Raw genomic sequence first — 25,048 nt, 5'->3', positions numbered from 1 at the left:
CGCAGGCCTCCGCAGGGCTGGCTCATGGCTTGGGAATACGCAAGGTCTTGCTGATCATCAGCGACCCGGACAGGGCGAACAACAGCACCATCGGGTGCAGCTGCCACGGGCCGATCTGCCACTGGCCGAACCAGATGTTCTGGCCGATGGCATCGGTGCCGGCGGCAATCGCCAGTACGATCACCAGCACCAGGCTGGTCGGGATCGGGGTGCCCTCGAAATACGTGACCTTGCCCTCGTCGCCGGCGAGCGCCTCGGCAGTGACGTTGTAGCGTGCCAGGCGGCTGACGCCGCAGCAGACGAAGTAGCTCAGCACCAGCCAGTCCCATCCGCCCTGCATGCCGCAGGCATAGGCCAGCGCCGCCGGCGCCACGCCGAAGGAGATCACGTCGGACAGCGAGTCCAGCTCGCGGCCCAGGGTGGAGCTGGACTTGCGCCAGCGCGCGATGCGCCCGTCGAGGGCGTCGAAGATGAAGGCCAGCGGGATCAGCGCCATGCCGAACAGCAGATAGCCGCGCTCGCCGTCCTGCAGGAAGCGCATCGCGGCAAAGACCGCACCGGTGCCGCAGAAAGCATTGGCCAGGGTGAACCAGTCGGCCAGCTGGAATTCGCGCAGCATCGAGAAGTGACGTTTCATGGGGTCTCACGGAGCATCAAGGCCCACAGGTTACCGCGAGCGCCGCCGCTGGCGACAGCGCTGGCTCAGCCGATCCTTCACCGCCCCCTCACCCGCCGTCACCGGCGGTGAATTTTTCGCCACCCATCTTGACAGCCTAGGGGGGTGGCGCCTGTCGGGGCTTATCCACAAAGTTGCCCACGCGTAATCCACACCCCCTGTGGACAACCAGATCTCACCGACTGCGACGGTGGACATTTCCTCATCACTCGTCCGCGGGGTTTCCCTACTTCCCAAGCCGCAGAGTCGGCGCTATGGTCACCGGCGGGCCCGCCGCCGCCGCGTCCGATTCCTGGTGACGGGCGGCGATGATGCCGGATGCTTCCACCTGCCGCTGGCGCAGCGGCCCTGAAGTGGTAGAGCCGGCCGCTGGCCGGCTGCCCCGACCGTTCCGCGTTGCCGGCCAGCGGCCGGCACTACCCAGCCTGCACCCGCCGCCAGCGCTCGAAACAGAACACCTGCATCACCAGCATCGCCAGCAACCCCAGCGGCCACGCCCACCACACGCCGGCCAGCCCGTGCTGCGCCTGCATCCACATCGCCAGCGGCAGCTCCAGCAGCAATACCGCCGCCATGCCCAGCAGCGCTGGCCGCCATACCGTGCCACTGCCGCGCATCACTCCTACCAGCACGGTGCTGCCGCCCATCGCCAGCACGCCCCATGCCACCGTGCGCAACTGCAGCGTCGCCAGTTCACGCGCTTCGGCAGCCACCAGGATCAGGCCGGTCAGCCAGGGCGCAAGCACCATCACCAGCAGCACCACTGCACTCAGCATCGCCAGTCCAAGCAGCACGCCGGTGCGGGCGATGGCCGGCAGCCGTGCCGTACGCCCTGCACCCATCGCATGCGCCGCGAGGATGGTGGCGGTAATGCCCAGCGACATCGCCGGCAGCTGCACCCAGCTCATCAACTGGTTGACCGCACCGTAGGCGGCCGTGGCCGTGTAGCCGTAGCGGTTGATCCAGCCCAGCAATACGATCTCGGCAATGGCCAGGCTGAGCATCTGCAGCGAAGACGGTACGCCGATGCGCAGCATCGCGCGGATGAGCGCGCCATCGAAACGGATGGCACGCAACTGCTCGCGCCGTGGCGCCAGGGGATGTCCTACCCGATGCCAGCGCCACAGCAACCAGCCCAGGGCCAACAATGAGGCAAACGCCGCCGATACAGCCGCACTGGCCGACCCCAGCCGCGGCAGGCCGGTCCAGCCCAGGATCAGCAGCGGCGTGCACAGCAGGCCGACCGCCGTGGCCAGCAGCAGCGCCTGCAGCGGCGTCTTTGCATCGCCCACTGCGCGGCTCACGGCAGTGGCCAGCCACAGCAGGAAGAACACCGGAGCCGCCAGCAACAGCACGCGCGCGTACACGATGGACTCGCCGAGGATCGCTGCCGGCGTGCCCAGTGCCGCCAGCAGCTGTGGCGCGAAACCGCCGCCCAGGGCCATCACCAGCACCGACAACAGCAGGATCAGCGCCACCGCGCTGCCGGCCACCGCGCGCGCCTGTTGCGGGCGGCCCGCGCCCCAGGCCTGGCCGATCAGCACCATCGCGCCCGTGGCCAGGCCCATCACCAGGGCCAGCAGCAGGAAAAAGACCGGGAAGAACGCCGCGGCCGCAGCCACCGCCTGTGTGCCAAGCAGGTGGCCGAGATAGATGTTGTCCAGCGTGCCTGCGGCCAGCTGCAACGCATTGGTCAGCAGCATCGGCAGCAGCAGCGTCAGGTAGGTGCGCCACAGCGGGGGTGCTGCCGGAGGTGTCGGATGTACAGGGGGGCTCATGGGATTCTCTGGGCAAGGCGCCGCCCTGCCCGGCGTTTCCGCCAGCAAAGCAAGCACAGGGGAAGCGGGCCGCGGCCCGCGATCAGATGACGCCGTCGCTCAGCAACGGCGCGATGGCTCAGCCGTCAGCGTCTTCGAACGCCAGCCGCAGGGCGTGGTCGCGCACATCCCTGGGCCAGGAATGCAGCGCCGCTTCCAGGCCCGCGCGGTCATGCGCGAACAGCACCCGAATGGCCTCCTCGAAGCCCGGCAGGTCACCGGCGATGGCCTGCAGGAAGTGATAGGTACGCTCGCTGTGGCGGCGCTGCCGATCCTCGTCGGCACCGGCACGGCTGGCCGCTTCCACCAGCCTGCGCAGCACCACCGAAGCCCCACCCGGCTGTTCGGCCAACCACGCCCAATGCCGCGGCAGCAGCGTCACTTCGCGGGCGACCACGCCCAGTCTGGGGCGGCCACGGCCACGCGGGGTTGCGGGCGCCTCTCCGGTAGTGACGTCGGCATCCGCCTCCACGGCGGAGGGAAACGCTTCGGTCACCCGTGCCAGCAGCTCTGTGTCGCTGCCGCGCGTGTCGAAATCGCGGGTTCGCCCGCTGGCGTTGTCGAACACCAGCAGCGGACCGGCTGCGTTGTCGGCACGCAGTTGTTTCAACGCCAGCGCTGCCACTTCCGGCGTGCCGGAAGCGACCAGGCGATGGCCGTCGAAACAGCTGAAGGGAGGAAGTCGGGACACAGGCATGGCAATGGCATCAGAGGCGATGCGTGAATATTGCCCGGGTAATTTCACCGAGTCAATATTGTCCGGGTATTAATTTGCCAGAAGAGCGTGCCAACCAAGGTTGGCACCCACCCGATTCGTCACCTCACAGCCGGCTGTAGGACCAACTGACCATGCGGCCGTCCTTGTACGGCATCACGCCGTGGAACGGGCGCGGGTCGGCGTCGAACACCAGCGGCAGGAAGTTGCGGTCGCCCTCCCACATCGGCAGCGTGTCCAGCTTGTCCAGGTCCACCCACTCCAGCGTGCCCTCGTGGTTGCCGCCGTGCGGGGTGCCTTCGAAAGTGTCGATGACGAACACGAAGCCCAGCCAGTCTTCACCGTGCTTGCCGAAGCCCGGCCAGCTGAGGGTGCCGCGCAGGCGCATGCCGGTGCAGTCGATGCCGGCTTCCTCGGCGATCTCGCGACGCATGCTGGCTGCCACGTCCTCGTCCGCTTCGATCTTGCCGCCCAGCCCGTTGTACTTGCCCAGGTGGTGGTCACCCGGACGGGTGTTGCGATGGATCATCAGCACCTGGCGACGATCAGGCGACAGCACGTAGCCCAGGGTGGCGACGATCGGGGTGTACGGCATGGGCGGCATCCAGCGGCAGGTCAGCCGTGGATTATGGCCGATCAGCGCACCAGCGACAGGCGGCGCTCGGCGGGTGTGCCTGCGCCATCGGGATCGCGGCGCAGGGTGGCCACGCCGTGACCGCGCTCAGCCAGGTATTCCAGCCACTTGCCGAGGAAGGTGTTCATCCGCATGCGGTGGCTGATCAGCTCGGCCGGCGGCGGGTACAGGCCCATCGTGTCCTGCCAGCGGCGGCCGACGTAGCAATGGGTGGTCTCGGCCTGGCGTGCGTCACGGTAAAGACGCACATACGCCGAGGGATCCGGCTCACCGGTGACCGGGTCAGCCAGGTCGTAGGTCAGGCGCAGTTCCACCGTGTAGCGGTGGCACTCGATCACGTCCAGGCGTACGTCCAGGCCGTCGCCGATCGAGGAAATGTAGCTGCCCGCCACCAATCCGGCCGGTTCGAACAGGCGCACCAGATGGCGGTAGTTCTCCGCGTACAGGCCCATGAGCCAGCTCAACCGGCTCAGGCGGGGAATACGTTCGGTGCGGGGCGAGGCTTGGGCCATGGGTCGATCCTACACGTTGGTGCTTCAACGTGGGGGCGCCTCAAGCCACAGCCAACCCGACAACGACGATCCCCGTGTAGAGCCGAGCCCATGCTCGGCTGCTGTTCGGGAAGAACCCGGCGGCCCAGCCGAGCGTGGGCTCGGCTCTACAGGGCGAAGTGCGGCGCGCCGGAAAGGCTCAATACAGCTCGCGCTGCAGCCCCAGCGTGGCCAGCACCTTGCTGGAAATCTCCTCGATCGAGGTATGCGTGGTGCTCAGGGTCGGGATCCGCTCCATGCGGAACATGGTCTCGGCCGCAGCCACCTCGCGCTTGCAGGTCTCCAGGTTGGCGTAGCGCGAGTTCGGACGGCGCTCCTGGCGGATCTGCTGCAGCCGGTCCGGATCGATGGTCAGGCCGAACAGCTTGCGCCGGTAATTGCGCAGTCGCGGCGGCAGGCGATCGCTTTCCAGGTCTTCGTCGGTCAGCGGGTAGTTGGCCGCGCGTACCCCGTAATGCAGGGCCAGGTAGATGCAGGTCGGCGTCTTGCCCGCGCGCGACACCGCCACCAGGATCACGTCGGCATCGTCGTAGTTCACCGCGATGCCGTCGTCATGGGTCAGGGCGAAGTTCATCGCGTTGATGCGACGGTGGTAGGTATCGAAATCGACCATGCCGTGGGCCTGGCCGACCCGGGCCAGGCGCGGGCTGGCCAGTTCACGCTCCAGCGGCTCGATGAACGGCGCGAACACATCCAGCATCAGCGCCCCGCTGTCGGCCAGGATCAGGCTCAGGCTCTGGTCCACGCAGGAGTTCACCACGATCGGCCGGACCTGGTAGCGCTCCCCTGCCGCCTGGATCCGGGCACAGGCTTCACGCGCTTTTTCGGGGTCGTCGACAAACGACATGCGGTCGGTAATGAAGCTGAACCCGGAGAACTGGGTCAGCAGGCTATGCCCAATGGTTTCAGCGGTGATACCGGTTCCATCGGAAACGTAGAACACCGGACGGATGGTCGACATGCGCGCTTTTACCCCCTACGAAGCTTAAAAAGGCCGCCAGCACAAGCTTGTGCCGACGGTGCTCTGCCCGGCATCATATCGGCTTCTTCCTACGGACGCGGCCACTCAGCCCGCCTCGGGCGATGGCCAAACGGAGCATCGCGCTTGAACGAGAACATCCTGTGGTTGCACGAACTGCGTCTGGCCGATCTGGCCCGCGTAGGCGGCAAGAATTCGTCGCTGGGCGAGATGATCGGCAACCTGGCCGGTCTGGGCGTTTCGGTGCCGGGCGGTTATGCCACCACCGCTGAAGCCTTCAAGGACTTCATTGCGCACAACGATCTGTCCAAGCGCATCTTCGACAGGCTGGCCACGCTGGACGTCGAGGACGTCAACGCGCTGACCGCCGCCGGCAAGGAAATCCGCAGCTGGGTGATCGATGCGCCGCTGCAGCCGCAGCTGGACCAGGACATCCGCACCGCTTACGCCAAGCTGAGCGCCGACAACGGCGGCGGCGATGTGGCCGTGGCCGTGCGTTCCTCGGCCACCGCCGAGGATCTGCCGGATGCCTCCTTCGCCGGCCAGCAGGAAACCTTCCTCAACGTCACCGGTGCCGACGACGTCGTGCACAAGGTCAAGGAAGTGTTCGCCTCGCTGTACAACGACCGCGCCATCGCCTACCGCGTGCACCACGGCTTCAAGCATGAGGATGTGTTCCTGTCCGCCGGCGTGCAGCTGATGGTGCGTTCGGGCGTCGGTTCGTCCGGCGTGCTGTTCACCCTGGACACCGAGTCCGGCTTCCGCGACGTGGTGTTCGTCACCTCTTCGTTCGGCCTGGGCGAAATGGTCGTGCAGGGCGCGGTCAATCCCGACGAGTACTACGTCTACAAGCCCACCCTGCAGGCCGGCAAGCCGGCGATCCTGCGCCGCTCGCTCGGCAGCAAGGCGATCCGCATGGTGTATTCCGATGTTCCGGGTGAGCGCGTCAGGATCGAGGACACCCCGGCCGAGCTGCGCAACACCTTCTCGATCAGCGACGAGGACGTGCAGGAACTGTCCAAGCAGGCGCTGGTCATCGAAAAGCACTACGGCCGCCCGATGGACATCGAGTGGGCCAAGGACGGTGTCAGCGGCAAGCTGTTCATCGTGCAGGCGCGCCCGGAAACGGTGAAGTCGCGCAGCCACGCCACCCAGATCGAGCGCTTCGCGCTGACCGAGAAGGGCGGCAACGTGCTGGCCGAAGGCCGCGCCGTCGGCGCCAAGATCGGCTCGGGCGTGGCCCGCGTGGTGAAGACGCTGGACGACATGAACCGCGTGCAGCCGGGCGACGTACTGATCGCCGACATGACCGATCCCGATTGGGAACCGGTGATGAAGCGCGCTTCGGCCATCGTCACCAACCGTGGCGGCCGTACCTGCCACGCCGCGATCATCGCGCGCGAGCTGGGCGTGCCGGCCGTGGTCGGTTCGGGCAACGCCACCAAGGTGATCGAAGATGGCCAGCTGGTCACCGTCAGCTGCGCTGAAGGTGATACCGGCTTCATCTACGAAGGAAAGCTCGGCTTCGAGCGCACCACCACCGATCTGGGCAACATGCCGCCGGCACCGCTGAAGATCATGATGAACGTGGCCAACCCGGAACGTGCCTTCGACTTCGGCCAGCTGCCGAACGCCGGCATCGGCCTGGCCCGCCTGGAAATGATCATCGCCAGCCACATCGGCATCCACCCGAACGCGCTGCTGGAATACGACCGCCAGGATGCGGCGACCAAGAAGAAGATCGACGAGAAGATCGCCGGCTACGGTGATCCTGTCAGCTTCTACGTGGACCGCCTGGCCGAAGGCATCGCCACGCTCACCGCCTCGGTTGCACCGAACCCGGTGATCGTGCGCCTGTCGGACTTCAAGTCCAACGAGTACGCCAACCTGATCGGCGGCAGCAACTACGAGCCGCACGAAGAAAACCCGATGATCGGCTTCCGCGGCGCCAGCCGTTACGTCGACCCGAGCTTCTCGGCCGCCTTTGCGCTGGAGTGCAAGGCCGTGCTGCGCGTGCGCAACGAAATGGGCCTGGACAACCTGTGGGTCATGATTCCGTTCGTGCGCACCCTGGAAGAAGGCCGCAAGGTCGTCGAGGTGCTGGAACAGAACGGCCTGAAGCAGGGCGAGAACGGCCTGAAGATCATCATGATGTGCGAAGTGCCGTCCAACGCACTGCTCGCCGACGAGTTCCTGGAGATCTTCGACGGCTTCTCGATCGGCTCCAACGACCTGACCCAGCTCAGCCTGGGCCTGGACCGCGACTCGTCGATCGTCGCGCACCTGTTCGACGAACGGAACCCGGCAGTGAAGAAGCTGCTGTCGATGGCGATCAAGGCCGCACGCGCCAAGGGCAAGTACGTCGGCATCTGCGGCCAGGGCCCGTCCGATCACCCGGATCTGGCCGAATGGCTGATGCAGGAAGGCATCGAGTCGGTGTCGCTGAACCCGGACACCGTGGTCGATACCTGGCTGCGCCTGGCCAAGCTGAAGGCCAACGGCTGATGCCGTAATGGGCTGACGTCGCTTTCATCGACGTCCGCACATACTGCTGCCGCACGCAAGCCCCGCCTCTGCGGGGCTTGCTGTTTCTGGCGTCCGTGCACGCCACGCGCACCTCGCGCCTGTCCCTCAGCAGCAAAGGAACTCCCGCATGATCGCCGCCGCCCGACCCGCCCCCGCCGCAACGCCCTGGTTCCACTCGCTCAACTGGGAGCGCCTGCTGGAAACCTACGGCGTACCGTTGCTGGCCGCGATCGTGGTGCTGCTGGTGGGCCTGTGGGTGGCACGGCGCCTGTCCAACGCGATGCCGCGCGCTACGGCTCGCATGGGCGTGGACCCGATGCTGGGCAGCTTCCTGCGCAACGTGGTGTATGCCGCATCGCTTGTGATCGTGGTGGTGCTGGCGATCGGCACGCTGGGCGTGCAGATCACCCCGTTGCTGGCCGTGCTCGGTACCGCTGGCCTGGCCGTCGGCCTGGCATTGAAGGATTCGCTGTCCAACATCGCCTCGGGCGTGATGCTGGTGACGCTGCGACCGTTCCGCGTGGGCGATGTGGTCACCGTGGCCGGACAGACCGGCACGGTGCGCGAAGTGCGCATCTTCCAGACCGTCATCACCGGTGCCGACAACCAGCACACCACCATTCCGAACACGTTGATCACCGCTGCACCGATCATCAACCTCACCGCCGAACCGACCCGCCGCGTCGAACTGGTGATCGGCATCGGCTATGAAGACAACATCCAGCTGGCGCGCGATACCGCGCTGGCGTTGATGAAGGCCGACCCACGCGTGCTGCAGACACCGGCACCGGACGTGGTGGTGTATGAGCTGGGCGCGCACGCCATCAACCTGGGCATCCGCTGCTACGTGAAGTCGGCCGACTGGTTCGGTACCAAGGTCACGCTGCTGGAGCAGCTGAAGCTGGGCTATGACAAGGCCGGCATCAACATCCCGTATCCGCAGCAGGACATGCACCTGTACCTGCATGGAAAGGATGGCGGGGTGATAGAGGCTGACGCGCTGGTGCGCGACAAGCCCTGATCCATGCCGGTAGTGCCGACCAACGGTCGGCACCCACCCATCGGCGATACGACATCGGAATGCCGGCCGCTGGCCGGCAGCGTCCAGGATCAGGCCGCGACGCTCTCTTCCAGCGTCGGATAATCGGTGAAGCCCGCCGCGCCACCGCCAAAGAATGTCGCACGATCCGGCGGATTCAGCGCCGCACCGGTACGCAGTCGCTCCGGCAGGTCCGGGTTGGCGATGAACGGCCGGCCGAAGCCGATCAGGTCAGCCCAGCCTTCAGCCAGTGCCTGCTCGGCGCGTTCGGCGGTGTACTTGCCGGCGTAGATCAGCGTACCCGGGTAGACCATGCGCAGCGCCTGCTTGAACGCCACCGGCATCAGCGGTGCATCGTCCCAGTCGGCTTCGGCGATGTGCAGGTAGCCCACGCCCAGCTCACCCAGCAGGTGCGCCGCGGCCAGATAGGTCGCCTGTGGCGTATCGTCCACCGCGCCCTGCAACGTCGTCAGCGGCGCCAGACGGACACCGACGCGGTCACCACCGGCTACGGCCGTCACCGCCTGCACGACCTCGCGCAGGAACCGCAGCCGGTTCTGCAACGCGCCGCCATAGCCGTCGGTGCGCCGGTTGGCCTGCGAGTCGATGAACTGGTTGATCAGGTAGCCATTGGCCCCGTGCAGCTCCACGCCATCGAAGCCGGCGGCCAGTGCATTGCGGGTGGCCTGTGCATAGTCGGCGACGATGCCCGGAATCTCGTCTTCGCGCAGCGCGCGCGGCATCGAGTGCTGGATCATCTCGCCCACGCCCGCTTCCGGGCCAGCGCCTGCAGGGTCGACAAACACCTTCACGCCTTCGGCCAGCAGCGCCGACGACGACACCGGTGCGGCACCACCCGGCTGCAGGGCCACGTGCGAGACCCGGCCCACATGCCACAGCTGGGCGTAGATGCGGCCGCCAGCGGCATGCACGGCATCGGTCACCCGGCGCCAGCCCTGCACCTGTTCCGGGCTGTGGATGCCCGGGGTCCAGGCATAGCCCTGGCCCTGCGGGCTGATCTGGGTGCCTTCGCTGACGATCAGGCCAGCACTGGCGCGTTGGGCGTAGTAGGCGGCCATGTCCGCGGTGGCGACGTTGCCGTCGGCGGCACGCGAGCGGGTCATCGGCGGCATCACGATGCGGTTGGGCAGGGTCAAGGCGCCCAAGCGGTGGGGAGTGAACAACATGGCGGCGATCTCTTGCGGGGGGGACTGCCGCAAAGGATGGGGATGCCAGCTGCCAGGCAACAGGCATGTACTGGCAAAACAATTGTTCCCCCAAGGCAAGGATGACCGGCAGAGCCCCTTCCTGCGGAACGGGATCCGACCCCGCGCGCAACCGGGGTCGGATCCCTTTGCAACGCAAAGGGCTCCGACCCCGAAGCCGGTTACAGCGTGGGCTCGATCAGCACGCCGCCATGCGCCACGCGGTCATAGCAGGCGCGCACCACGTCTTCCCCGTACTTCAGCTCCAGCCGACGCACGATGAAGTGGCCGCGCGCCATGTCCTGGTAGTAGTCGGTGAACATGGTATTCAGTGTTGCACCGGCGGCGGCACCGACGATCGGCACCGCCTGCGCAGCGAATTTCTCGGTAACCACCACGCCGAAGCGCGCCGCCACCTTTTCCACCATCTTCGCCAGCAGCTTGCCAGCTTCCTTTGGCGCCACGCCCAGGGTCAGGTCGCGGCCGGTCACCACGCGCCCGGCCAGCTCGGCCGACAGGTGGCGCATCACATCCGTGGTGAAGCCGCGGGCCAGGTAGTAGCCGGTCTCGCTGGCATCATCGCGCGGCGAGTTGCCGCCCAACGCGAACACCTCCAGGCACGCCTGGCGGGTGCTGAACTCGGACAGGTCGAAGCCCTCGCTGCGGGCCACGTCGGCCACCGCACGCATCATGATGGTGGTCGACACCGGCAGCTCGATGAACAAGGCCGCGAAGCCGAAGGCCCCACCGACCGCGCCCGAGGTGGCCGCCGCCAGTTTGTGCCAGCGGGTGGACGCCCCCTTGCCGGGGCTGTTGTCCATGCTCCACAGCGCGGCCTGCGCCGATTTGCTCAGCGCCGCCTGCACAGCGCCGTGGATGCGGTTGGAGACCGAGCTGGGCAGCGCCTTCACCGCGAACTCCAGCGGCGTGCCGACCAGGTTGGCCATGCGCGCGGTCAGGGTCGGCGCTTCCAGCAGGGCCACCGCGCGCTGCAGGTCGGACCAGTCGCGGGCGTCATGGGCGATGTCGCGGGGGAGCAGGATCGGCTCGTTCATGGCGCCGATCTTAGCGCCAGGAAGTTGAACGGTTCGTCGCGGGGTACGACAGAGGGGGCAGAGCCCTTTCCGCAGGAAAGGGATCCGACCCCGGCGCCTTGCCGGCCAGCGGCCTGCACTACCCGTTGGCGTGTCATCCGATAGCGCCGGGCCATGCCCGGCGTCGTTGTTCAGGCAACCGGCAGCCCCGACAGCGCGCCCATGAACTGGCGGTAGTGGCGCAGCTCAGCGATCGAATCGTGCACGTCGCTCAGCGCGGTGTGGTTGCTGTTCTTGCCGACGCCGGCGGCCACGCTCGGCGCCCAGCGCTTGGCCAGTTCCTTCACCGTGGACACGTCCAGGTTGCGGTAGTGAAAGTACTTCTCCAGTCGCGGCATCTGGCGGTGCAGGAAGCGGCGATCCTGGCAGATCGAGTTGCCGCACATCGGCGACAGGCCGGCCGGGATCCACTGCGCCAGGAAGTTCACCGTCTGCGCCTCGGCCTGGCCCAGGGTGGTGGTGCTGTCCACCACGCGCTGCCACAGGCCCGAGCGGCGGTGCTGGTTGCGATTCCACTCGTCCATCGCTTCCAGCGTTTCCAGCGGGTGGTGGATGGCGAATTCCGGCCCTTCGGCCAGCACGTTGAGCTGGGCATCGGTGACCACGGTGGCGATCTCGATGATCGAATCGTTGTCGGTATCCAACCCGGTCATTTCCAGGTCGATCCAGATCAGTCGCTCGTTGGCCGCGCCGTTGTCCGCCATGTGTCGCCTCGTTGCTGGGCAGGCGCGCGGCCTGCCGGTGATGGAAAGAGGCGCCCATCATACCGGTTCGCCCCCTCAGGCCTCACCGGCATGGTCTTCCAGCAGCAGCGGCGGCTTGCCACGCTTGGCACGGAAATAGTTGGTCAGGCGCATGCTGGCCTCCTTGGCCAGCACCCCACCGTGGATCTCCACCCGGTGGTTGTGGCGGGCATCGCCCAGCAGGTCGAACACGCTGCCGCAGGCGCCGGTCTTGGGGTCGCTGGCGCCGTAGACCAGGCGGGCAACGCGTGCATGAACGATGGCCATCGCGCACATCGCGCACGGTTCCAGGGTCACGTACAGGGTGCTGCCGAGCAGCCGATGATTGGCCAGCCGCGTGCCACCGGCCCGCATGGCCACGATCTCAGCATGCGCACTGGGATCGTGCGAAGCGATGTTGAGGTTCCAGCCCTCGCCCAGCAGCTGGCCATCGGCGCCCACCAGTACCGCACCAACGGGGATCTCGTCGTACTCGCGCTGCGCACGCTCGGCCAGCGCCAGCGCATGGCGCATCCAGTGTTCATCGGCGTCGTGCACCGGTACACCCAGGGCGTCGGTCATGGCGGTTCTCGCGTGTCTGCAGGGCCAGGATGGCCGCCGGGGCCGCATTGTACGCCCGCGGCCGTGCAGGCGCCGCTAACGCGTGTCGAAGCGCTCGCGGGCGGCGTCCAGCGCCGGGAAATTGTGCTCGGCCCAACGGTCCAGGGCGGACAGCGTGTCAACCAGTCCACGTGCGACCTCGGTCAGCCGGTATTCCACATGCAGTGGCTTGCTGCCCAGATCACACCGCTCGACCAGGCCGTTGCGCTCCAGCTGCCGCAGGGTCTGGGTCAACACCTTCTGCGAGATCCCTTCGATCTTCCTCAGCAGCGCGCCATTGCGTTGCGGGCCCTGCGCCAGCGCCGGCAACAGCAGCATCACCCACTTGCCGGAGATCAGCGCCAGCGCATCGCGTGCCGAGCAATCGGCGGCATAGACATCGCCCGGGTAGGCCATGGTTACCTCAAGGTGCGTAATTGCCGGGGCACTCCGGCATCGCGAGGATGGTCGCACACTCCACCAACACCTCGCCCCATGCGCGCCCTCATCCTGCTTGCCCATCCCGAACCCCGCTCGTTCAACGCCCACCTGGCCGCACAGGCCGCCGAACAGCTGCGGCATGACGCGCTGCAGGTGGACGTGGTCGACCTGTATGCAGAGGGCTACGATCCGCTGGAAGCGGCCCGCCATCATTCAAGTCGCTTGCAGCCCGGCCGTTTCGATGCCCAGCGCGAACAACGCCACGGCGCCGAACAGGGTCGGCTGCCCGCCGATGTGCAGCGCCATCTGCAGCTGCTGCAGGCCGCGGATCTGGTCATCCTGCAGTTCCCGCTGTGGTGGTTCGCGCCGCCGGCAATCCTCAAGGGCTGGCTGGATCGCGTGCTGGTCTACGGGCCGATGTACAACAGCCGCCTGCGCCACGAGCACGGCGCGATGCGCGGCAAGCGTGCGTTGCTGAGCGTCACCACCGGCTCATCGGCACGGGCCTGCGCCGTCGACGGCCGCGAGGGAGATACCCGGTTGTTGCTGTGGCCCTTGATGTACAGCCTGCGCTACGTCGGCTTCGACGTGCTGGAGCCGCATCTGGTGCATGGCGTGCGTTCCGGGCTGGCAGCGGAGCACGTGCAGGCACACGACGAGGCATTGGCTGCAGCAACCCACTACTACCGCGAACGCCTGGCGCAATGGCCGCGGTGGCCCACCGTGCCCTTCAACGACAGCGGCGATTTCGAGGATGGCGTGGTGCTGCGCGCGGAGGCCACTGCCTACAGCCCCTTCATCCGCCATCGCAACACCGGATGAATCCACGCCTGCGCGCTGGGTCGGGACGCGCCATACTACGCGCTCTTTGCAAGCACCTTGGTGAACCCATGACCACTCTCCGTCCCTCGCGCGCCGACGACGGCGCCGCCCTCGTCGACCTCTGGCGCCGCGCCGTCGATGCCACCCACGACTTCCTCAGCGCCGAGGACCGCCAGGCCATTGATGCCGAAGTTGCCGGCTTCCTGCCGCAGGCTCCGATGACCGTGGCCGTCGACGCTCAGGACCGCCCCCTTGGCTTCATGCTGATCGACGGCACGCACATGGAAGCGCTGTTCATCGATCCGGACGTACGCGGCACCGGTATCGGCCGGCAGTTGCTGCAGCACGCGCTGGCCCTGCATCCGCAGCTGAGTACCGACGTCAACGAACAGAACGCGCAGGCCGTCGGCTTCTACCAGCGCATGGGCTTCGTCGAAACCGGACGTTCACCGCTGGATTCGCAGGGCCGCCCGTATCCCCTGATCCATCTCCGGTACAACGGCTGACATTCGACGGATGTTCGAGGCCCGCCCCGATCATCAGGCCGTGGCCTCGAATGCCGGCGAGTACTGCACCTCTCCCTGCGCCATCGGTGGCCGCAGGCACAGCGCCTGGAAGTACTCTGGCGGCACACCCGGCAGCACCAGGCCCGGCTCGGCGCGGAATCCGAATCGACCGTAATACGCGGGTTCTCCCAGCAATACGCAGCCCTGTGCCCCCTGCTCACGCAATGCGCCGAGCGCCGCGTGCATCAGCGCCGCACCGATGCCCTGCCCCTGCCAGTCCGGCAGTACCGAGATTGGCCCGAGGCCGAACCAGCCGGTGCTGCCATCGCTGATCGTCACCGGCGACAGCGCGATGTGCCCGACGACCTGTCCGTCCTTCTCGGCGACCAGCGAAAGACTCAACTCTCCACGCGAACGCAGCGCATCCACAATGAACTGCTCGGTGTGGCTGCTGTGCGGGGCTTCGCGGAAGGCCGCCTCGGTGAGTGCATGGATGACCGCGTGGTCTTCGCGGGTTTCAGGGCGGATCGTGCAGTTCAAGGACAACACCTTTGATGAAGTGATGGACATGTGAATGATCGATTCCGGTCACGGATTCAGCTGCGAACCTGCGTCCGGCGTCAGAGCCAACGCGACGATCGGATGCCCTGTGCGGCAAGCGATCTGCCGGCGGCGCGCCCCGGGAGCGTCAAAAATCCGTCTCCAAGGGGTGGCACAGGGCTCCCGGCACGTTCCATAATCGAGAAACCTGCCACCCAGGAAGGATAGATGGACACGGACGCACGATGCAGGATCGGGCCATGGGTGTAGCGCACCTCGCACACAGGGGACGGCCGCTGCTGGCAGTGCTCGCCCTCGTCCTGCTGGCGGCATGCTCGCCCTACGCCGATGCAGAGCGCGACGTCGCCGCGGGTGGACGCGGCCTGGCCAAACTCAACCCGGCGCCGAAGCAGGCCTATGAGCTGGTGCTGACACTTAAGGGCGCGCCAGGCCCGTTCGCCGTTGTTGAGGGCGTGGCCCAGTACGACGCCATCAACTACGCAGACTGTGGACGGATCGTGCCTGCAACAGGCACTGCAGGCCGCATCACCAGCCAGGAGCCCATCACCCTGCACAAGGTCAGCGAGAACGAGTACCGCGGTACGTTTTACCTGGACCGTATGCTGGATGAGGACTACTACGGGCGTGGCGTCTGCCATTGGACGCTGACGGGTGTCGGTGCGATGTTGCGCGCCACGACCAGCAAGGCGGATACGCGATTCCTGACGTTCATCGACAAGAAGCGCATGGAGTACGACTCGCCTCTGACGCTTTATTACCCGAACCTTGTCTATCCGCGCGCCGACACTGTCGCCAACTTTGGCGCCAGTGGCGAGGAAGCTCCGTCGGGGTACAGCGAAGAGCTGCGCAATGCGCTGTTCTCAACCACCACCACTGTGCAGAAGCTCGTGCCATGAGCCGCCAGTGCCACATTCACCCTTACACACCAGGAGGCCGACATTGCGCCACAAGATGATTCCGTGCCTTGCTCTACTTCTGTTGACCGCCTGCCATCCGGAGACCGCCATGAACCAGGAACGTGCCGCTGCTGAAGCCGATGTCGCCCAGGGTGGGCGCGGCCTCGCCAAGCTCAACCCCAGCCCGCGCAAGGCCTATGAACTGGTGCTGCGCCTGAAGGACGCCCCGGGCGATTTCGCGGTGGTCGAAGGTGTCGCGCAGTACGACGTCACCAACGAAGACCAGTGTGGCTATATCGAGCCGGCCACCGGCACGGCTGCACGGATTACCAGCCAGGAACCGGTGGAACTGCGCAAGGTCGCTGATGGCGAGTACCGGGGCACTGTATACATCGACCGCATGCTGGATGAGGATTACTACGGTCGCGGTGTCTGCAAGTGGGAGTTCACCGGTGCAGGCGCGATGCTGAAGGCGACGGGGGCCGAGGGCGAGACGCGTTTCCTTTCATTTATTGAAGCAGCGCCATTCGTGAAAGGCGAGACCGAGACTCGCCACTATCCTCGTTCGGACTATCCGCGCGTGAACGAGATTCCTGACTACGGCGCAAGCGGCCAAGAAGACCCCACCAAGTTCCGCCCTGAGCTGCAGAATTCGCTGTTCTCGGCTTCACTTGAAGCCAATGAGGTCCGCCAATGAGCCTCAGCAGCCAAGACTATGCGGGTATTTCCGACGACGTGTACAAGGACCGTGCGGTCGGTCGACGCGCTCCCGGCAAGGAAGAGCTCGTAGCGATCAACGGGCATGAGTACAAGATCCTCGAGCACGTTGATAATCGATTGAACGGTTATCAGGGAACGATCTACCAGCGAGTCGACACCAATGAAATTGTCGTCGCACATCGCGGCACCGAACAGATCGCCCGCGATGCGATCCTGACCGATGGTGGCATGGTTGTCGCCCGCACCAACGTCCAGGCACCGGACGCCATCGCGCTGACCCAACGCGCCCTGGCCTACGCCAAGAAGGAGGGACAGGATCTCGGACAGCGCCCACCCGAAGTCACCGTCACCGGCCACTCTCTCGGTGGCGCGCTGGCCCAGATCACCTCGCACCATTTCAATGTCAAGGGCGAGACCTTCAACGCCTATGGCGCGGTCAGCCTCAGCTACCGCATCCCGGAAGGCGGCAACACCATGATCAACCATGTCATGGCCTCCGATCCGGTCAGCTCTGCCTCGCCGCACTTCGGCCAAGTGCGCATCTACGCCAAGCCGGATGAGATCAAGACACTCGCCGCAAACGGCTTCAGCAATCACTCGTTGCGCGCCCTTATCCCGGACAGCCCGCTCGTCGCAGCAGGCAGCTCGTTCGGCGCGCACAAGCTGGGCAACTTCCTCGGCGACGGCTCGGTGCTGAAACACCCGGAAACGCAGAAGCTGGCAAAAGACAACGCCAGGATGATCGAGGAGTACCGCGACGACGTTGAATCACTGCGCCGTGGTGTCACCCGCGCGGCGCGCGGCATTCCGGGCGGCGCGGTCGATCTGTACGACCATATCCGCGGCCCGCTGCAGCCCGGTGAGCCGGCACGCCGCGAAGCGGAGAAGAACGGCCATCACACCAGCATGTTGCGCATGGACGATGCCAACCACGTGGGTAACCCACTGTTCAACGACGCGATCCGTGGCGTGCACGCGCAGGACGTCCGCGTCGGCCGAGTACCAGACGTAATGAGCACGCAACTGGCCGGCAGCCTGGCCGCCGAAATGCATGCGGCGGGCGGCAAGCGCATCGACGAGGTGGTCATGAATGCCGATGCCTCGCGCAGCTTCGCCGTGCAGGGCCAGGGCGGTGACCCGGCCCACCTTCGCGTGTCAGTGGATACGGCGGTGGCGATGAACACACCGCTGGAACAGAGCAGCCAGCGCATCGACCAGCAGGCCGCAGGTCAGCGCCTTGCACTGGAGCGCGACCAGCAGCTGGAACAGCAGCAGAACCAGACCCGCAGCCTGCAGGCCTGATGGACAGCACGGGAGCCGGTAATTCCGGCTCCCGTTGTACATCGGCACTCTGGTTCAGGGGCTGGAGGCCGCCACCGGCAGCGATGCTCCGGCCGTCACGAACAGATCCGGCCCGGAATCCGGGAATCCACCGCAGGCGCGATCGCCGGGCGCCACCGGATCACAGGGCCACTGCGCCCGCGCGACTTTGTCGCGCAGCTCGAAGCGATCGCCGGTCCAGACCACGAACGCGATGTGCTCGCGGTTCCAGTCACCGTAGGCGCGCGGACCACCCTTCTGCGCCGACTCCGGATACTGCACGAACCAGCGCATGGCCGGGCCATACTGCAACTTGCTGTGGTCCAGGCTGATCCGTCCCTCACGCGAGAGCTGGCGCGCACGATCAGCTTCCGCCTGCTGCGGCATGGCCGGCATGGCATCGGTGGTTACATCCCTCGGCGCCGCATCCCCGCGGACCTGGTACACACGCTGGGCCACATGGGCCTCGCGGCATTCACCCGCTGGCACGCGGACCGGCTCCGCGCCGTACTCATCCCGGTTGGCGACCTGGTCGCTGCAGGTGAACGGCGCCGACACCAGGTAGAACGTGCTGTCGGCGTCGCGCCCTTCCAACGAGCGCACCCAGATGTCGCCCATCCGCACGATGAAGTCCGGGCGCTGGCCGTAGCCCGGCACCGCCTTGAACCAGGCCTTCTGCCGCACCTCACGCTCGCGCCAGCTGCGCGGCAGGTGGATGTCCTGCTCGGGCAGCGCGACCAGCATCGCAGCCAGATGCGCCGGCATGGTGCCCTGGCAGGCGCCGATCAGCAGGTCGCCCTGGCTCGCCAGCCGCCCGGCCAGATCCACCGGGCAGCGGGCACCGAGCGCACGCTCGGTCGCCTGCTCGGGCGGCAACGGCACGATGGCCAATGCAGGCGGTGCCGGCGCTACCGCCGGGACCGCTGACTCGACGACTGTAGGCGGTGCAGCCACAGGCGCCGCCGCTGCGGGCGGAACGGGCGCAGGCGCCGGGTCCGCAGCCGGCGCCGGCTGCGTGTCCACCACCGGTGTCGCAGGGGGTGTCGCGGCAGCCGGTACTTCGGGAGCCGGCGCCGCGACAACGGCGTCGGCCGCCGCGGGCGCTGCAACGGGCGCCGCCCCTGCAGGCGCCTCAACGGTAGCCTCGGCAGCGGGGCGCGTCTCCACGACGGGCGCCGCTGCCTCCTGGGCTTGTGCCGACGCTGCGGCAAGTCCAAGTGACAGCAGCCAGAGCGGCGGCAGGCGACGCACGGGTGCATTGCAGCGGGCAGCGGCGTGGCGGGCATTCGGGGGAACGATTCGCATGTGGTGTCCTTACGGGTGGGTTTCCATGTCGGCGCCACAGGGCGCCACGCGTCGTACGTAAAGCGCCAGCGGGCACCCTGCCCGCCGGCATCGGTGTTACAGGGATCGAGAACGCTGCTCCTGCTCGCGGGCGAGCGCGGCCGCCGGGTCCTGCTGGGCGACATTGGCAGCCAATTGCTGGCTGCTCTGCGCCAGCGGCTGCTGCGCCGCCTGTTCGCGATCGACCGATGCGCGCAGCATGGCCGGATCGCCCAGCGCGCCCTGTACAGCAAACAGCGTGCGACCGTCATTACCCGCCAGGAGATGATCGATGCGCGACATCCCCGCCTTCTGCGCGCTCAGCGCCAGTGCGCCGGCGGCATTGTCCAGTTCCTGCACGCTGCGCAGACCGCTTTGCGGCCCCATCTGCTGCAGGTGCTGGCGCGCTCCCGAGAACAGCGTGTATCCCGGCTCGCCCGGTTGCGACATGTCGCGTCCCGTTGTGGGCTGGGCAGGCGCCCCCACTTCGCCACGCTCCAGGCGCGCCATCACATCGGGGGTCAGCTTCTGCTGCCACACGTCAAAACGCTGCTGGCGGGCTTCGATGCCGTTGAGCGCGCCATTCAGGGCACGCGTCGCTTCGCGCACGTCCTCGCGCGCCGCTTCCGGCACCCGCGTCTGCCACTGCCACACGGCAATACGGCCTGCGTGCTCGGGTTGCGCGGCCAGCTCCGGCTGATTCACCAGGTCCAGGTCCAGCGCCTTGCCGGCACGCTCGTAATTCTCCTTGCCGACCAGCGGCAGATAGCCACGGCCGTGATACTTCAGTGCATCACCGGGCGCGTCATTGCCCATGCGCCCGCCATACATCAGTTCGGCCAGGTTCTCCGGCCGCCCACGCAGCGCCTCCTGGCGGGCGCTCTCAAGCGCGCCGTTGCCATTGCGCCACGCTGCTTCCACCGGGATCTGCGAGATGCCCCGGGTGAAGTTGAAACTCTCGTTGAGACGGCTCAAGCCACGGGATTCATGCCCGGCCTGCGCCATGAAGTTGGCCAGTTCCCGGGACGAAGTCATGCCGGCCTCCGTGGCCTGCCGCAACAGCAACGACTCCCTATCCTGCGACACGGTGAAACTCCTGCTCGATCATCGTTGGATACTCCCGCCTCCTCACAGGCATGGCACTCAAGGCAAGCTCACGTCGGCGACGACGGACGGATCGAAATCCTCGAACCGCACCCGGCCAAGCTCGGCCGCGGAGAAATCGCGCGTGTGGGTTGCTTCGGTTTCGGTGTCCACCACCTTGCGCTGCACGCCATGCACCCAGCACGCCTGCTCGGCAGGTGCATACCGGAAGGTGTAGATGCTGCTCCAGCGTTCGCGGCTCCCGCCGTTGGTGATCACGCTGAACGCGCCGTCTTCAATCGTCACGTAGGCGAAGGGATCACCGGCAATGCCACCGCGCGTTGAGCACGGCACCAGCTTGTCGTTGCGTGCCGCCAGCTGCCAGCGGCCCGTGGCATCGCCCAGCAGCAACAACAGGACCCGGTTCGGTCCGTGCTCGCCGGGCAGCAAGCCCTCCGGAGGAGGTTGATCGATCACCAGGAGCTGGTCCTGGAAACCATTACCGGTCAGATCGCCGCGTACGGCTTCCAGCAGGTTCGCGCCGGACGGAACGAACGCCAGGGCATTGTCCATGTGCGTGCCACTCCCCTTCTCCATCCCCTGCAACTCCTTCAATCCCGTCTTGCCAGTTCCCGAGCGGAGGCCGGAAACGGGGCGATGCCTCGCACGTGCCCTGCGGCCGCCATGGCGGATGATAGCCCCGAGCCCACGGCAACCGCGATGGTGGCAAGCGTCACCCGCACCGCGGGGGGACACAGTCCTCATGGACGGAAAAGCTCCTGTGTTCGATGGCACCGGCGCGTCGGGATTTTGACGCGCACGCAGCTTACTTCGAGGAGGCAGCGCTCGTCGAAGGGTGCTTGGGATGAAAAGCGCACTTGATCACAGAAACAGCGCGGTTAACGTGAATGGTGGCTTATCCGACAATCAGACACGCGGTGGATGGCACCGCAGGTATGGCTCGCATTCCCACATACGGTCTGGTCCGGCCGGGGCGATGTTGCACGGAAAGCCTACGCCGCTTAAGTCGACGGGTGCGGGACCCAGCACAAGCCATGCTTCCTCGCGTTGTGGCCAGCAATCGCGCTCAGCGCAACTGCTGGGCGCATGCGGCCCCCTGTGTGGCGTAGTCGCGGACGTAGCCGTCCGTCGTCAGCACCGTGATATCGCATCGATTGTTCACGTCACTGACGACATGCCCATAAGCATTCAATCCCTGCACACGCTCGCCACGATGCAAGTACAACGTGCGCGAACCATCGGCCCCGTTCTCCACACGATCCGGTGGGCCCCACGTCCGCACGAATTCCTGCTCTGTCTTGCCGATCCACAGGTCCATGAGATTGTTGCGACCCACTCGGTTGGCTGCGCGCCGCGACTCATCCAGAGCTTTGCTGGTTTCACTCTGGCCGCGCGCCACAGTCGCTTCCAGGCTACGCACAGTACGATCCATTTCAGCGTCGCCCGGCAGATAGGTGAATGCTGGACGTTTGCCGTCCTTCCACAGGCTGGCCCAGATGAAATCCACAGGCGATTGCCCGACGTCACCGATGGAAAAGAAGCCACGCTTCATCATTTCCGCTGGCGCCTTGGCCTTGGGATCAGGCCCAACTAGACAGGCAAACCGCACCAGTTGCACCTGCCAGGGAGCAATCGCCTCGGCCTGCGGTTCGAACTTATCCGGCGGGACGTTCTCCATTGGCCGATCGCGCCACTGGATCAGGCTCGTCCTGATGGCCACGCTGTTCTGCGAACAGTTCACCCAGTACTTTCTGACCAGTCGATTCGGTTTGGTCGCGTTCTCGTAGACGGTATTGACCTGGATTTCGTACACCGGCTCCGGACCCGCAACTGGGTCACCGGGCTTCGCCGGCTTCCTGCGGCGCAACTGCTTCAGGTACGCGTTCTGCTCTGCCGGCGTGGCACGCTGCAGAAAACCGACCAGATCCGAGCGGTCGGCGAGCGATTGTGCATCGACCACCCACGCCTCGCGGTTCGGCGTTTCGCCACCGGTGAAGATGACCCAGCTATCAGCGGCATGGGCCGACGAGGCGAACAGCAGTCCGCCAATCAGCGAGGCAACACGGCCGGGATTCGGCATGATTCGTTCCTTCGAATGGCGCGAAGACCTACGGCATCGCGAATGGGGCCTTATAGCACGGCCTGGCGCGTCGCATCGAGGGACGCCCACCTAAGCGCAAAGCCTGCGCATCAAGCGAGAGCAAATGAGGGGCTGAAGCGTCAACATTTTTGACGCGAACGCACCCTACTTCGAGGAGGGATTGGTCGCCTAACGGAACTTGGATTGAGAGGCGATCTTGATTGAAAAAAAGCGCAATCACCATGAGTGGCTACCTACGTGACTCAAGCGCCAAGCAGCAGTCTCACCTAGAGACAGATACCACCAATCTGCCAGAATGCGATAGACGCTGGACGTCGGATGTATCAACGCAGCTCCATCGAGCAATCAGAATTCTTGGAAGATCGGCTCACTGCAATCGGTGTACTTGATCGTGCACTGCCCACCGCCGTGAGCAGCACAGTACTTCAGAACCTCAGTGGAAGCGGCCTCTCTCGTTGGGCCGCCGGCCATTGAAATCAAGCCTTTAGAGCCCGGAGCCGGATCCGCGTAAGCGACGCACTGGTTCTTATACGTTATCCCTACAGTGCAATCCTTCGCACCATATGTCGCACACCGGGACTGAGCCTCAGCGACAGCCTCGGCCTTTGATCTCTTTCCAACCGAAGCTCCCACATCACCGGTCGCAACAGAACGGGATATGGCTCCCCAGGCTTTGATCCACTTACCTATCGCACGCGGCCCGCAACTCCCCTCACCATGAGAGGCTGGAATCGGGGCACAGCCACCCGCCCCCTGCCCGCCGATCGGGTACTGCCCAAGAGGACATCTGAAGAGCCCCAGCGAGCACTCCCCAGCGCTCATCAACTAGAATTCCTGAAATTCAGGTTCAGCGCAATTCTCGAAGATCACCTGGCAATCGCTGCCTCCGCCATTCTCACATTGTTTCAATGCACGGGCTTTTGATTCTTCAACTGTCGGCGAGCTACTGAAAAGAGTTCCCCCTGTCCCCGACTTGGGCACCACTGCAACTGCGCACTGATTCTTATAGGTAAAAGCAACTTTGCAGCCGCTAGCCCCCCCTTGCGCACAGACTGCTTCGGCCTCCATCGCAGCCAAAGACTTACTCTTTTTTCCTGACGACGCACCGGATGCGCCGCTTGGGGATAGCGCAATGGCACCCCAAGTCTTTATCCAACGGCCGGTTGCTTTGGGCCCAGTATCCGCGGCAGCTGCGCCGCCAAGTATAGGAGCACACCCACCAACACCCTGGCCACCGATGGGATACTGACCAGGTGGACACCGCCCCTCGGCCCGGACCGACTCAGACGTGAGCGCAGTACCCGCCACCACAATTGCTGCGACCAAATATGCTGCTATTGAACGCCTCATATCGGGAATCTCCTAACACCAAAAGCAGAGAGTTTTACTTAACGGGCAGATCCGAACTTCCCGTCGGTCAAGCTATTTCCATCCTTAGCAATTGGAATGACAGGCATGCTTGTTGGCCGCGGCAAAACAGGGTAGTACTTCTGCGACTGCCGGCTCTGGAAAGCCGAGGCTTCAGAAATGCTGCGCGCAACGAGGGTTGTTCAGAGCATCCCTAGTGCTGCTGTGAATTATGGCTGCAATGTGTCTAGGAAAGTCGGGGTGATTGACAAAGCCGCCGAATGAAATCCCAGTCAAATCCAAAGGAAACTCAGAATGCTTCGAACAGGGGCTCACTGCAATCGGTGTACCTAATTGTACAAGTTCCGCCACCATTCTCTGCGCAATACTTCAAAACTGCCTCAGTAGCAACCTCTCTCGAAGAACCACCTGCCATTGATATCTTTCCGCCAGAACCCGGCTCGGGAGCTGCCAAGGCAGCACACTGATTCTTGTACGTAAGACCCACAGCGAAGTCCTGCGCGCCATAAGCTGCGCATCGAGATTGAGCTTCCGCGACAGCTTCTGCCTTCGCACGTTTCCCAACCGATGCACCGACGTCACCCGTTGCAACCGAACGAGAGATGGCCCCCCATGTTTTTATCCAGCGCCCGGTCGCCCTAGGACTCGGTGGTTCAGTTCCACCCACGCCCCCGGGGATTGGAGCACAGCCACCAACCCCTTGGCCACCAATCGGATACTGACCAGGTGGACAGCGGCCCTCTGCATATGCGAGTACAGGCAAGGCGAACAGAAGCATCGGCAGAACGAATTTTCCAAAATTCATGAACTCTACTCAATAGCCATGTAATGAAGCCAACTCAAGTTAAGGATTCCCAACAAGAAGGCTAGCGATTCGCCCCTCGAAGGCCCGTATCCTGGTCCCCAAAGTGGAGTTCTGCGGCAATGTCATGCGCGATATCCCAGCTGTCGCATCCTGAATGTTGGTGGGTGCACTTGTATTACTAGATGGCTTATCCGGCGTGTAATAGCTACCCGGCGGCTGCCCATTAGGTCCCGGCGCAGCAGCAACCGGACTGCCACCTATCTGCGAATATGCCATGAAGCTACCCAGCGTGCCCTGGAAGAACATGGCCGCCATTGGGGGCGCAGTCAGAATCAAGGTCGTCAGGATCAATCCCATGCCGCCCTGCTGCATCGCCTGGCTAGTCATGCCGTCGCTGGAGGCGCCTTCGAGCAGGAACTTGTTGACCAGGGCGGTGGACCAGAACGCGGTCGAGACACGGATCACCATGTCCAGCGCGATCGATACCATCGCTGCCAGTACCGCCATCGAGAACATCGTGCCG

26 protein-coding genes and 1 pseudogene are annotated in these 25,048 nt (G+C 65.3%); 7 read left to right on the top strand and 20 right to left on the bottom strand.

The features are described from left to right. Positions 1-22 precede the first annotated feature (22 nt). From AC5P7A_RS20350 to ppsR, 6 genes are all read right to left on the bottom strand, one after another. Positions 23-637, bottom strand: coding sequence for a CDP-alcohol phosphatidyltransferase family protein (locus AC5P7A_RS20350; RefSeq protein WP_014647547.1), 615 nt, complete (start codon positions 635-637; stop codon positions 23-25). 455 nt (positions 638-1,092) lie between these two features. Next, positions 1,093-2,454: an MATE family efflux transporter gene (locus tag AC5P7A_RS20345; RefSeq protein WP_495220548.1), complete on the bottom strand. Its 1,362-nt coding sequence runs from the start codon at positions 2,452-2,454 to the stop codon at positions 1,093-1,095. 118 nt (positions 2,455-2,572) lie between these two features. Further along, the gene (locus AC5P7A_RS20340) at positions 2,573-3,190 is read right to left on the bottom strand and encodes a DUF2239 family protein (RefSeq protein WP_032956104.1); all 618 of its coding nucleotides are present in this window, start codon (positions 3,188-3,190) and stop codon (positions 2,573-2,575) included. 124 nt (positions 3,191-3,314) lie between these two features. Then, positions 3,315-3,803, bottom strand: coding sequence for an NUDIX hydrolase (locus AC5P7A_RS20335; protein ID WP_014647550.1), 489 nt, complete (start codon positions 3,801-3,803; stop codon positions 3,315-3,317). A 41-nt stretch (positions 3,804-3,844) separates the two neighbouring features. Further along, complete coding sequence (locus AC5P7A_RS20330; RefSeq protein WP_032956108.1) at positions 3,845-4,354, bottom strand: DUF1249 domain-containing protein; 510 nt, start codon at positions 4,352-4,354, stop codon at positions 3,845-3,847. A gap of 178 nt (positions 4,355-4,532) precedes the next feature. Then, positions 4,533-5,354 (bottom strand): posphoenolpyruvate synthetase regulatory kinase/phosphorylase PpsR, encoded by an 822-nt coding sequence (gene ppsR / locus AC5P7A_RS20325; RefSeq protein WP_014647552.1) that lies wholly within the window; start codon positions 5,352-5,354, stop codon positions 4,533-4,535. Positions 5,355-5,498: 144 nt separating this feature from the next. Between ppsR and ppsA the strand changes: the two genes are divergently transcribed. Together ppsA and AC5P7A_RS20315 are read left to right on the top strand one after the other, a co-directional pair. Beyond that, a complete protein-coding gene (gene ppsA / locus AC5P7A_RS20320) occupies positions 5,499-7,877 on the top strand; it encodes a phosphoenolpyruvate synthase (protein ID WP_014647553.1) in 2,379 nt (792 codons plus the stop codon). 148 nt (positions 7,878-8,025) lie between these two features. Then, complete coding sequence (locus AC5P7A_RS20315; protein WP_136191781.1) at positions 8,026-8,919, top strand: mechanosensitive ion channel family protein; 894 nt, start codon at positions 8,026-8,028, stop codon at positions 8,917-8,919. Positions 8,920-9,008: 89 nt separating this feature from the next. Here AC5P7A_RS20315 and AC5P7A_RS20310 read toward each other — a convergent pair whose 3' ends face one another. The 5 genes from AC5P7A_RS20310 to AC5P7A_RS20290 all read right to left on the bottom strand — a co-directional run bounded on the left by AC5P7A_RS20310 (position 9,009) and on the right by AC5P7A_RS20290 (position 12,975). Further along, a complete protein-coding gene (locus AC5P7A_RS20310) occupies positions 9,009-10,124 on the bottom strand; it encodes an alkene reductase (RefSeq protein WP_014647555.1) in 1,116 nt (371 codons plus the stop codon). Between the two features lie 200 nt (positions 10,125-10,324). Then, complete coding sequence (locus AC5P7A_RS20305; RefSeq protein WP_046431294.1) at positions 10,325-11,197, bottom strand: EcsC family protein; 873 nt, start codon at positions 11,195-11,197, stop codon at positions 10,325-10,327. A 170-nt stretch (positions 11,198-11,367) separates the two neighbouring features. Beyond that, the gene (gene orn / locus AC5P7A_RS20300; RefSeq protein ID WP_014647557.1) at positions 11,368-11,940 is read right to left on the bottom strand and encodes an oligoribonuclease; all 573 of its coding nucleotides are present in this window, start codon (positions 11,938-11,940) and stop codon (positions 11,368-11,370) included. Between the two features lie 75 nt (positions 11,941-12,015). Continuing rightward, a complete protein-coding gene (tadA, locus tag AC5P7A_RS20295) occupies positions 12,016-12,540 on the bottom strand; it encodes a tRNA adenosine(34) deaminase TadA (RefSeq protein ID WP_014647558.1) in 525 nt (174 codons plus the stop codon). A gap of 75 nt (positions 12,541-12,615) precedes the next feature. Continuing rightward, a complete protein-coding gene (locus tag AC5P7A_RS20290) occupies positions 12,616-12,975 on the bottom strand; it encodes a winged helix-turn-helix transcriptional regulator (protein ID WP_049441669.1) in 360 nt (119 codons plus the stop codon). A gap of 78 nt (positions 12,976-13,053) precedes the next feature. Between AC5P7A_RS20290 and AC5P7A_RS20285 the strand changes: the two genes are divergently transcribed. Both AC5P7A_RS20285 and AC5P7A_RS20280 read left to right on the top strand, forming a co-directional pair. Beyond that, on the top strand, positions 13,054-13,821 hold the full coding sequence (locus tag AC5P7A_RS20285; protein WP_111205482.1) for an NAD(P)H-dependent oxidoreductase: 768 nt from the start codon (positions 13,054-13,056) through the stop codon (positions 13,819-13,821). 68 nt (positions 13,822-13,889) lie between these two features. Continuing rightward, positions 13,890-14,327 carry an acetyltransferase gene (locus AC5P7A_RS20280; protein ID WP_495220547.1) on the top strand — a complete coding sequence of 146 codons (438 nt, stop codon included), beginning with the start codon at positions 13,890-13,892 and terminating at the stop codon, positions 14,325-14,327. 33 nt (positions 14,328-14,360) lie between these two features. Here AC5P7A_RS20280 and AC5P7A_RS20275 read toward each other — a convergent pair whose 3' ends face one another. Continuing rightward, positions 14,361-14,867 carry a GNAT family N-acetyltransferase gene (locus AC5P7A_RS20275; RefSeq protein ID WP_049441675.1) on the bottom strand — a complete coding sequence of 169 codons (507 nt, stop codon included), beginning with the start codon at positions 14,865-14,867 and terminating at the stop codon, positions 14,361-14,363. A 260-nt stretch (positions 14,868-15,127) separates the two neighbouring features. Here AC5P7A_RS20275 and AC5P7A_RS20270 point away from each other — a divergent pair, with 260 nt between their 5' ends. The 3 genes from AC5P7A_RS20270 to AC5P7A_RS20260 are packed head-to-tail and all read left to right on the top strand — an operon-like array spanning position 15,128 to position 17,806. After that, positions 15,128-15,784, top strand: coding sequence for a hypothetical protein (locus AC5P7A_RS20270; RefSeq protein WP_229653708.1), 657 nt, complete (start codon positions 15,128-15,130; stop codon positions 15,782-15,784). 43 nt (positions 15,785-15,827) lie between these two features. Next, the gene (locus AC5P7A_RS20265) at positions 15,828-16,481 is read left to right on the top strand and encodes a hypothetical protein (RefSeq protein ID WP_014647564.1); all 654 of its coding nucleotides are present in this window, start codon (positions 15,828-15,830) and stop codon (positions 16,479-16,481) included. Continuing rightward, positions 16,478-17,806 (top strand): XVIPCD domain-containing protein, encoded by a 1,329-nt coding sequence (locus tag AC5P7A_RS20260; RefSeq protein WP_049408125.1) that lies wholly within the window; start codon positions 16,478-16,480, stop codon positions 17,804-17,806. Before AC5P7A_RS20265 ends, AC5P7A_RS20260 begins: the two co-directional genes overlap by 4 nt. Before the next feature lie 54 nt (positions 17,807-17,860). On the opposite strand, the gene AC5P7A_RS20255 is transcribed toward AC5P7A_RS20260, so the two are convergent. The 8 genes and pseudogenes from AC5P7A_RS20255 to AC5P7A_RS20220 form a co-directional block, all read right to left on the bottom strand. After that, complete coding sequence (locus AC5P7A_RS20255) at positions 17,861-19,129, bottom strand: hypothetical protein (protein WP_425604365.1); 1,269 nt, start codon at positions 19,127-19,129, stop codon at positions 17,861-17,863. A gap of 96 nt (positions 19,130-19,225) precedes the next feature. Continuing rightward, entirely contained in the window at positions 19,226-20,233 is a 1,008-nt protein-coding gene (locus AC5P7A_RS20250) for an XVIPCD domain-containing protein (RefSeq protein ID WP_075075582.1), read from the bottom strand. A 57-nt stretch (positions 20,234-20,290) separates the two neighbouring features. After that, complete coding sequence (locus AC5P7A_RS20245) at positions 20,291-20,827, bottom strand: hypothetical protein (RefSeq protein WP_014647568.1); 537 nt, start codon at positions 20,825-20,827, stop codon at positions 20,291-20,293. A 490-nt stretch (positions 20,828-21,317) separates the two neighbouring features. Further along, on the bottom strand, positions 21,318-22,331 hold the full coding sequence (locus AC5P7A_RS20240) for a hypothetical protein (RefSeq protein WP_227863895.1): 1,014 nt from the start codon (positions 22,329-22,331) through the stop codon (positions 21,318-21,320). 366 nt (positions 22,332-22,697) lie between these two features. Beyond that, positions 22,698-23,174 (bottom strand): DUF4189 domain-containing protein, encoded by a 477-nt coding sequence (locus AC5P7A_RS20235; RefSeq protein ID WP_197606893.1) that lies wholly within the window; start codon positions 23,172-23,174, stop codon positions 22,698-22,700. Positions 23,175-23,177: 3 nt separating this feature from the next. Beyond that, complete coding sequence (locus tag AC5P7A_RS20230; protein WP_401729547.1) at positions 23,178-23,702, bottom strand: DUF4189 domain-containing protein; 525 nt, start codon at positions 23,700-23,702, stop codon at positions 23,178-23,180. A gap of 307 nt (positions 23,703-24,009) precedes the next feature. Then, positions 24,010-24,498 carry a DUF4189 domain-containing protein gene (locus AC5P7A_RS20225; RefSeq protein ID WP_495220558.1) on the bottom strand — a complete coding sequence of 163 codons (489 nt, stop codon included), beginning with the start codon at positions 24,496-24,498 and terminating at the stop codon, positions 24,010-24,012. A 66-nt stretch (positions 24,499-24,564) separates the two neighbouring features. Further along, positions 24,565-25,048, bottom strand: a pseudogene (locus AC5P7A_RS20220) (TrbL/VirB6 family protein); the annotation flags it as partial.

This window comes from Stenotrophomonas sp. YJH_SMC_65 (assembly GCF_059369475.1).
Note: the sequence above shows the minus strand (reverse complement) of the source record. Positions and strands in the feature narration are given on the sequence as shown.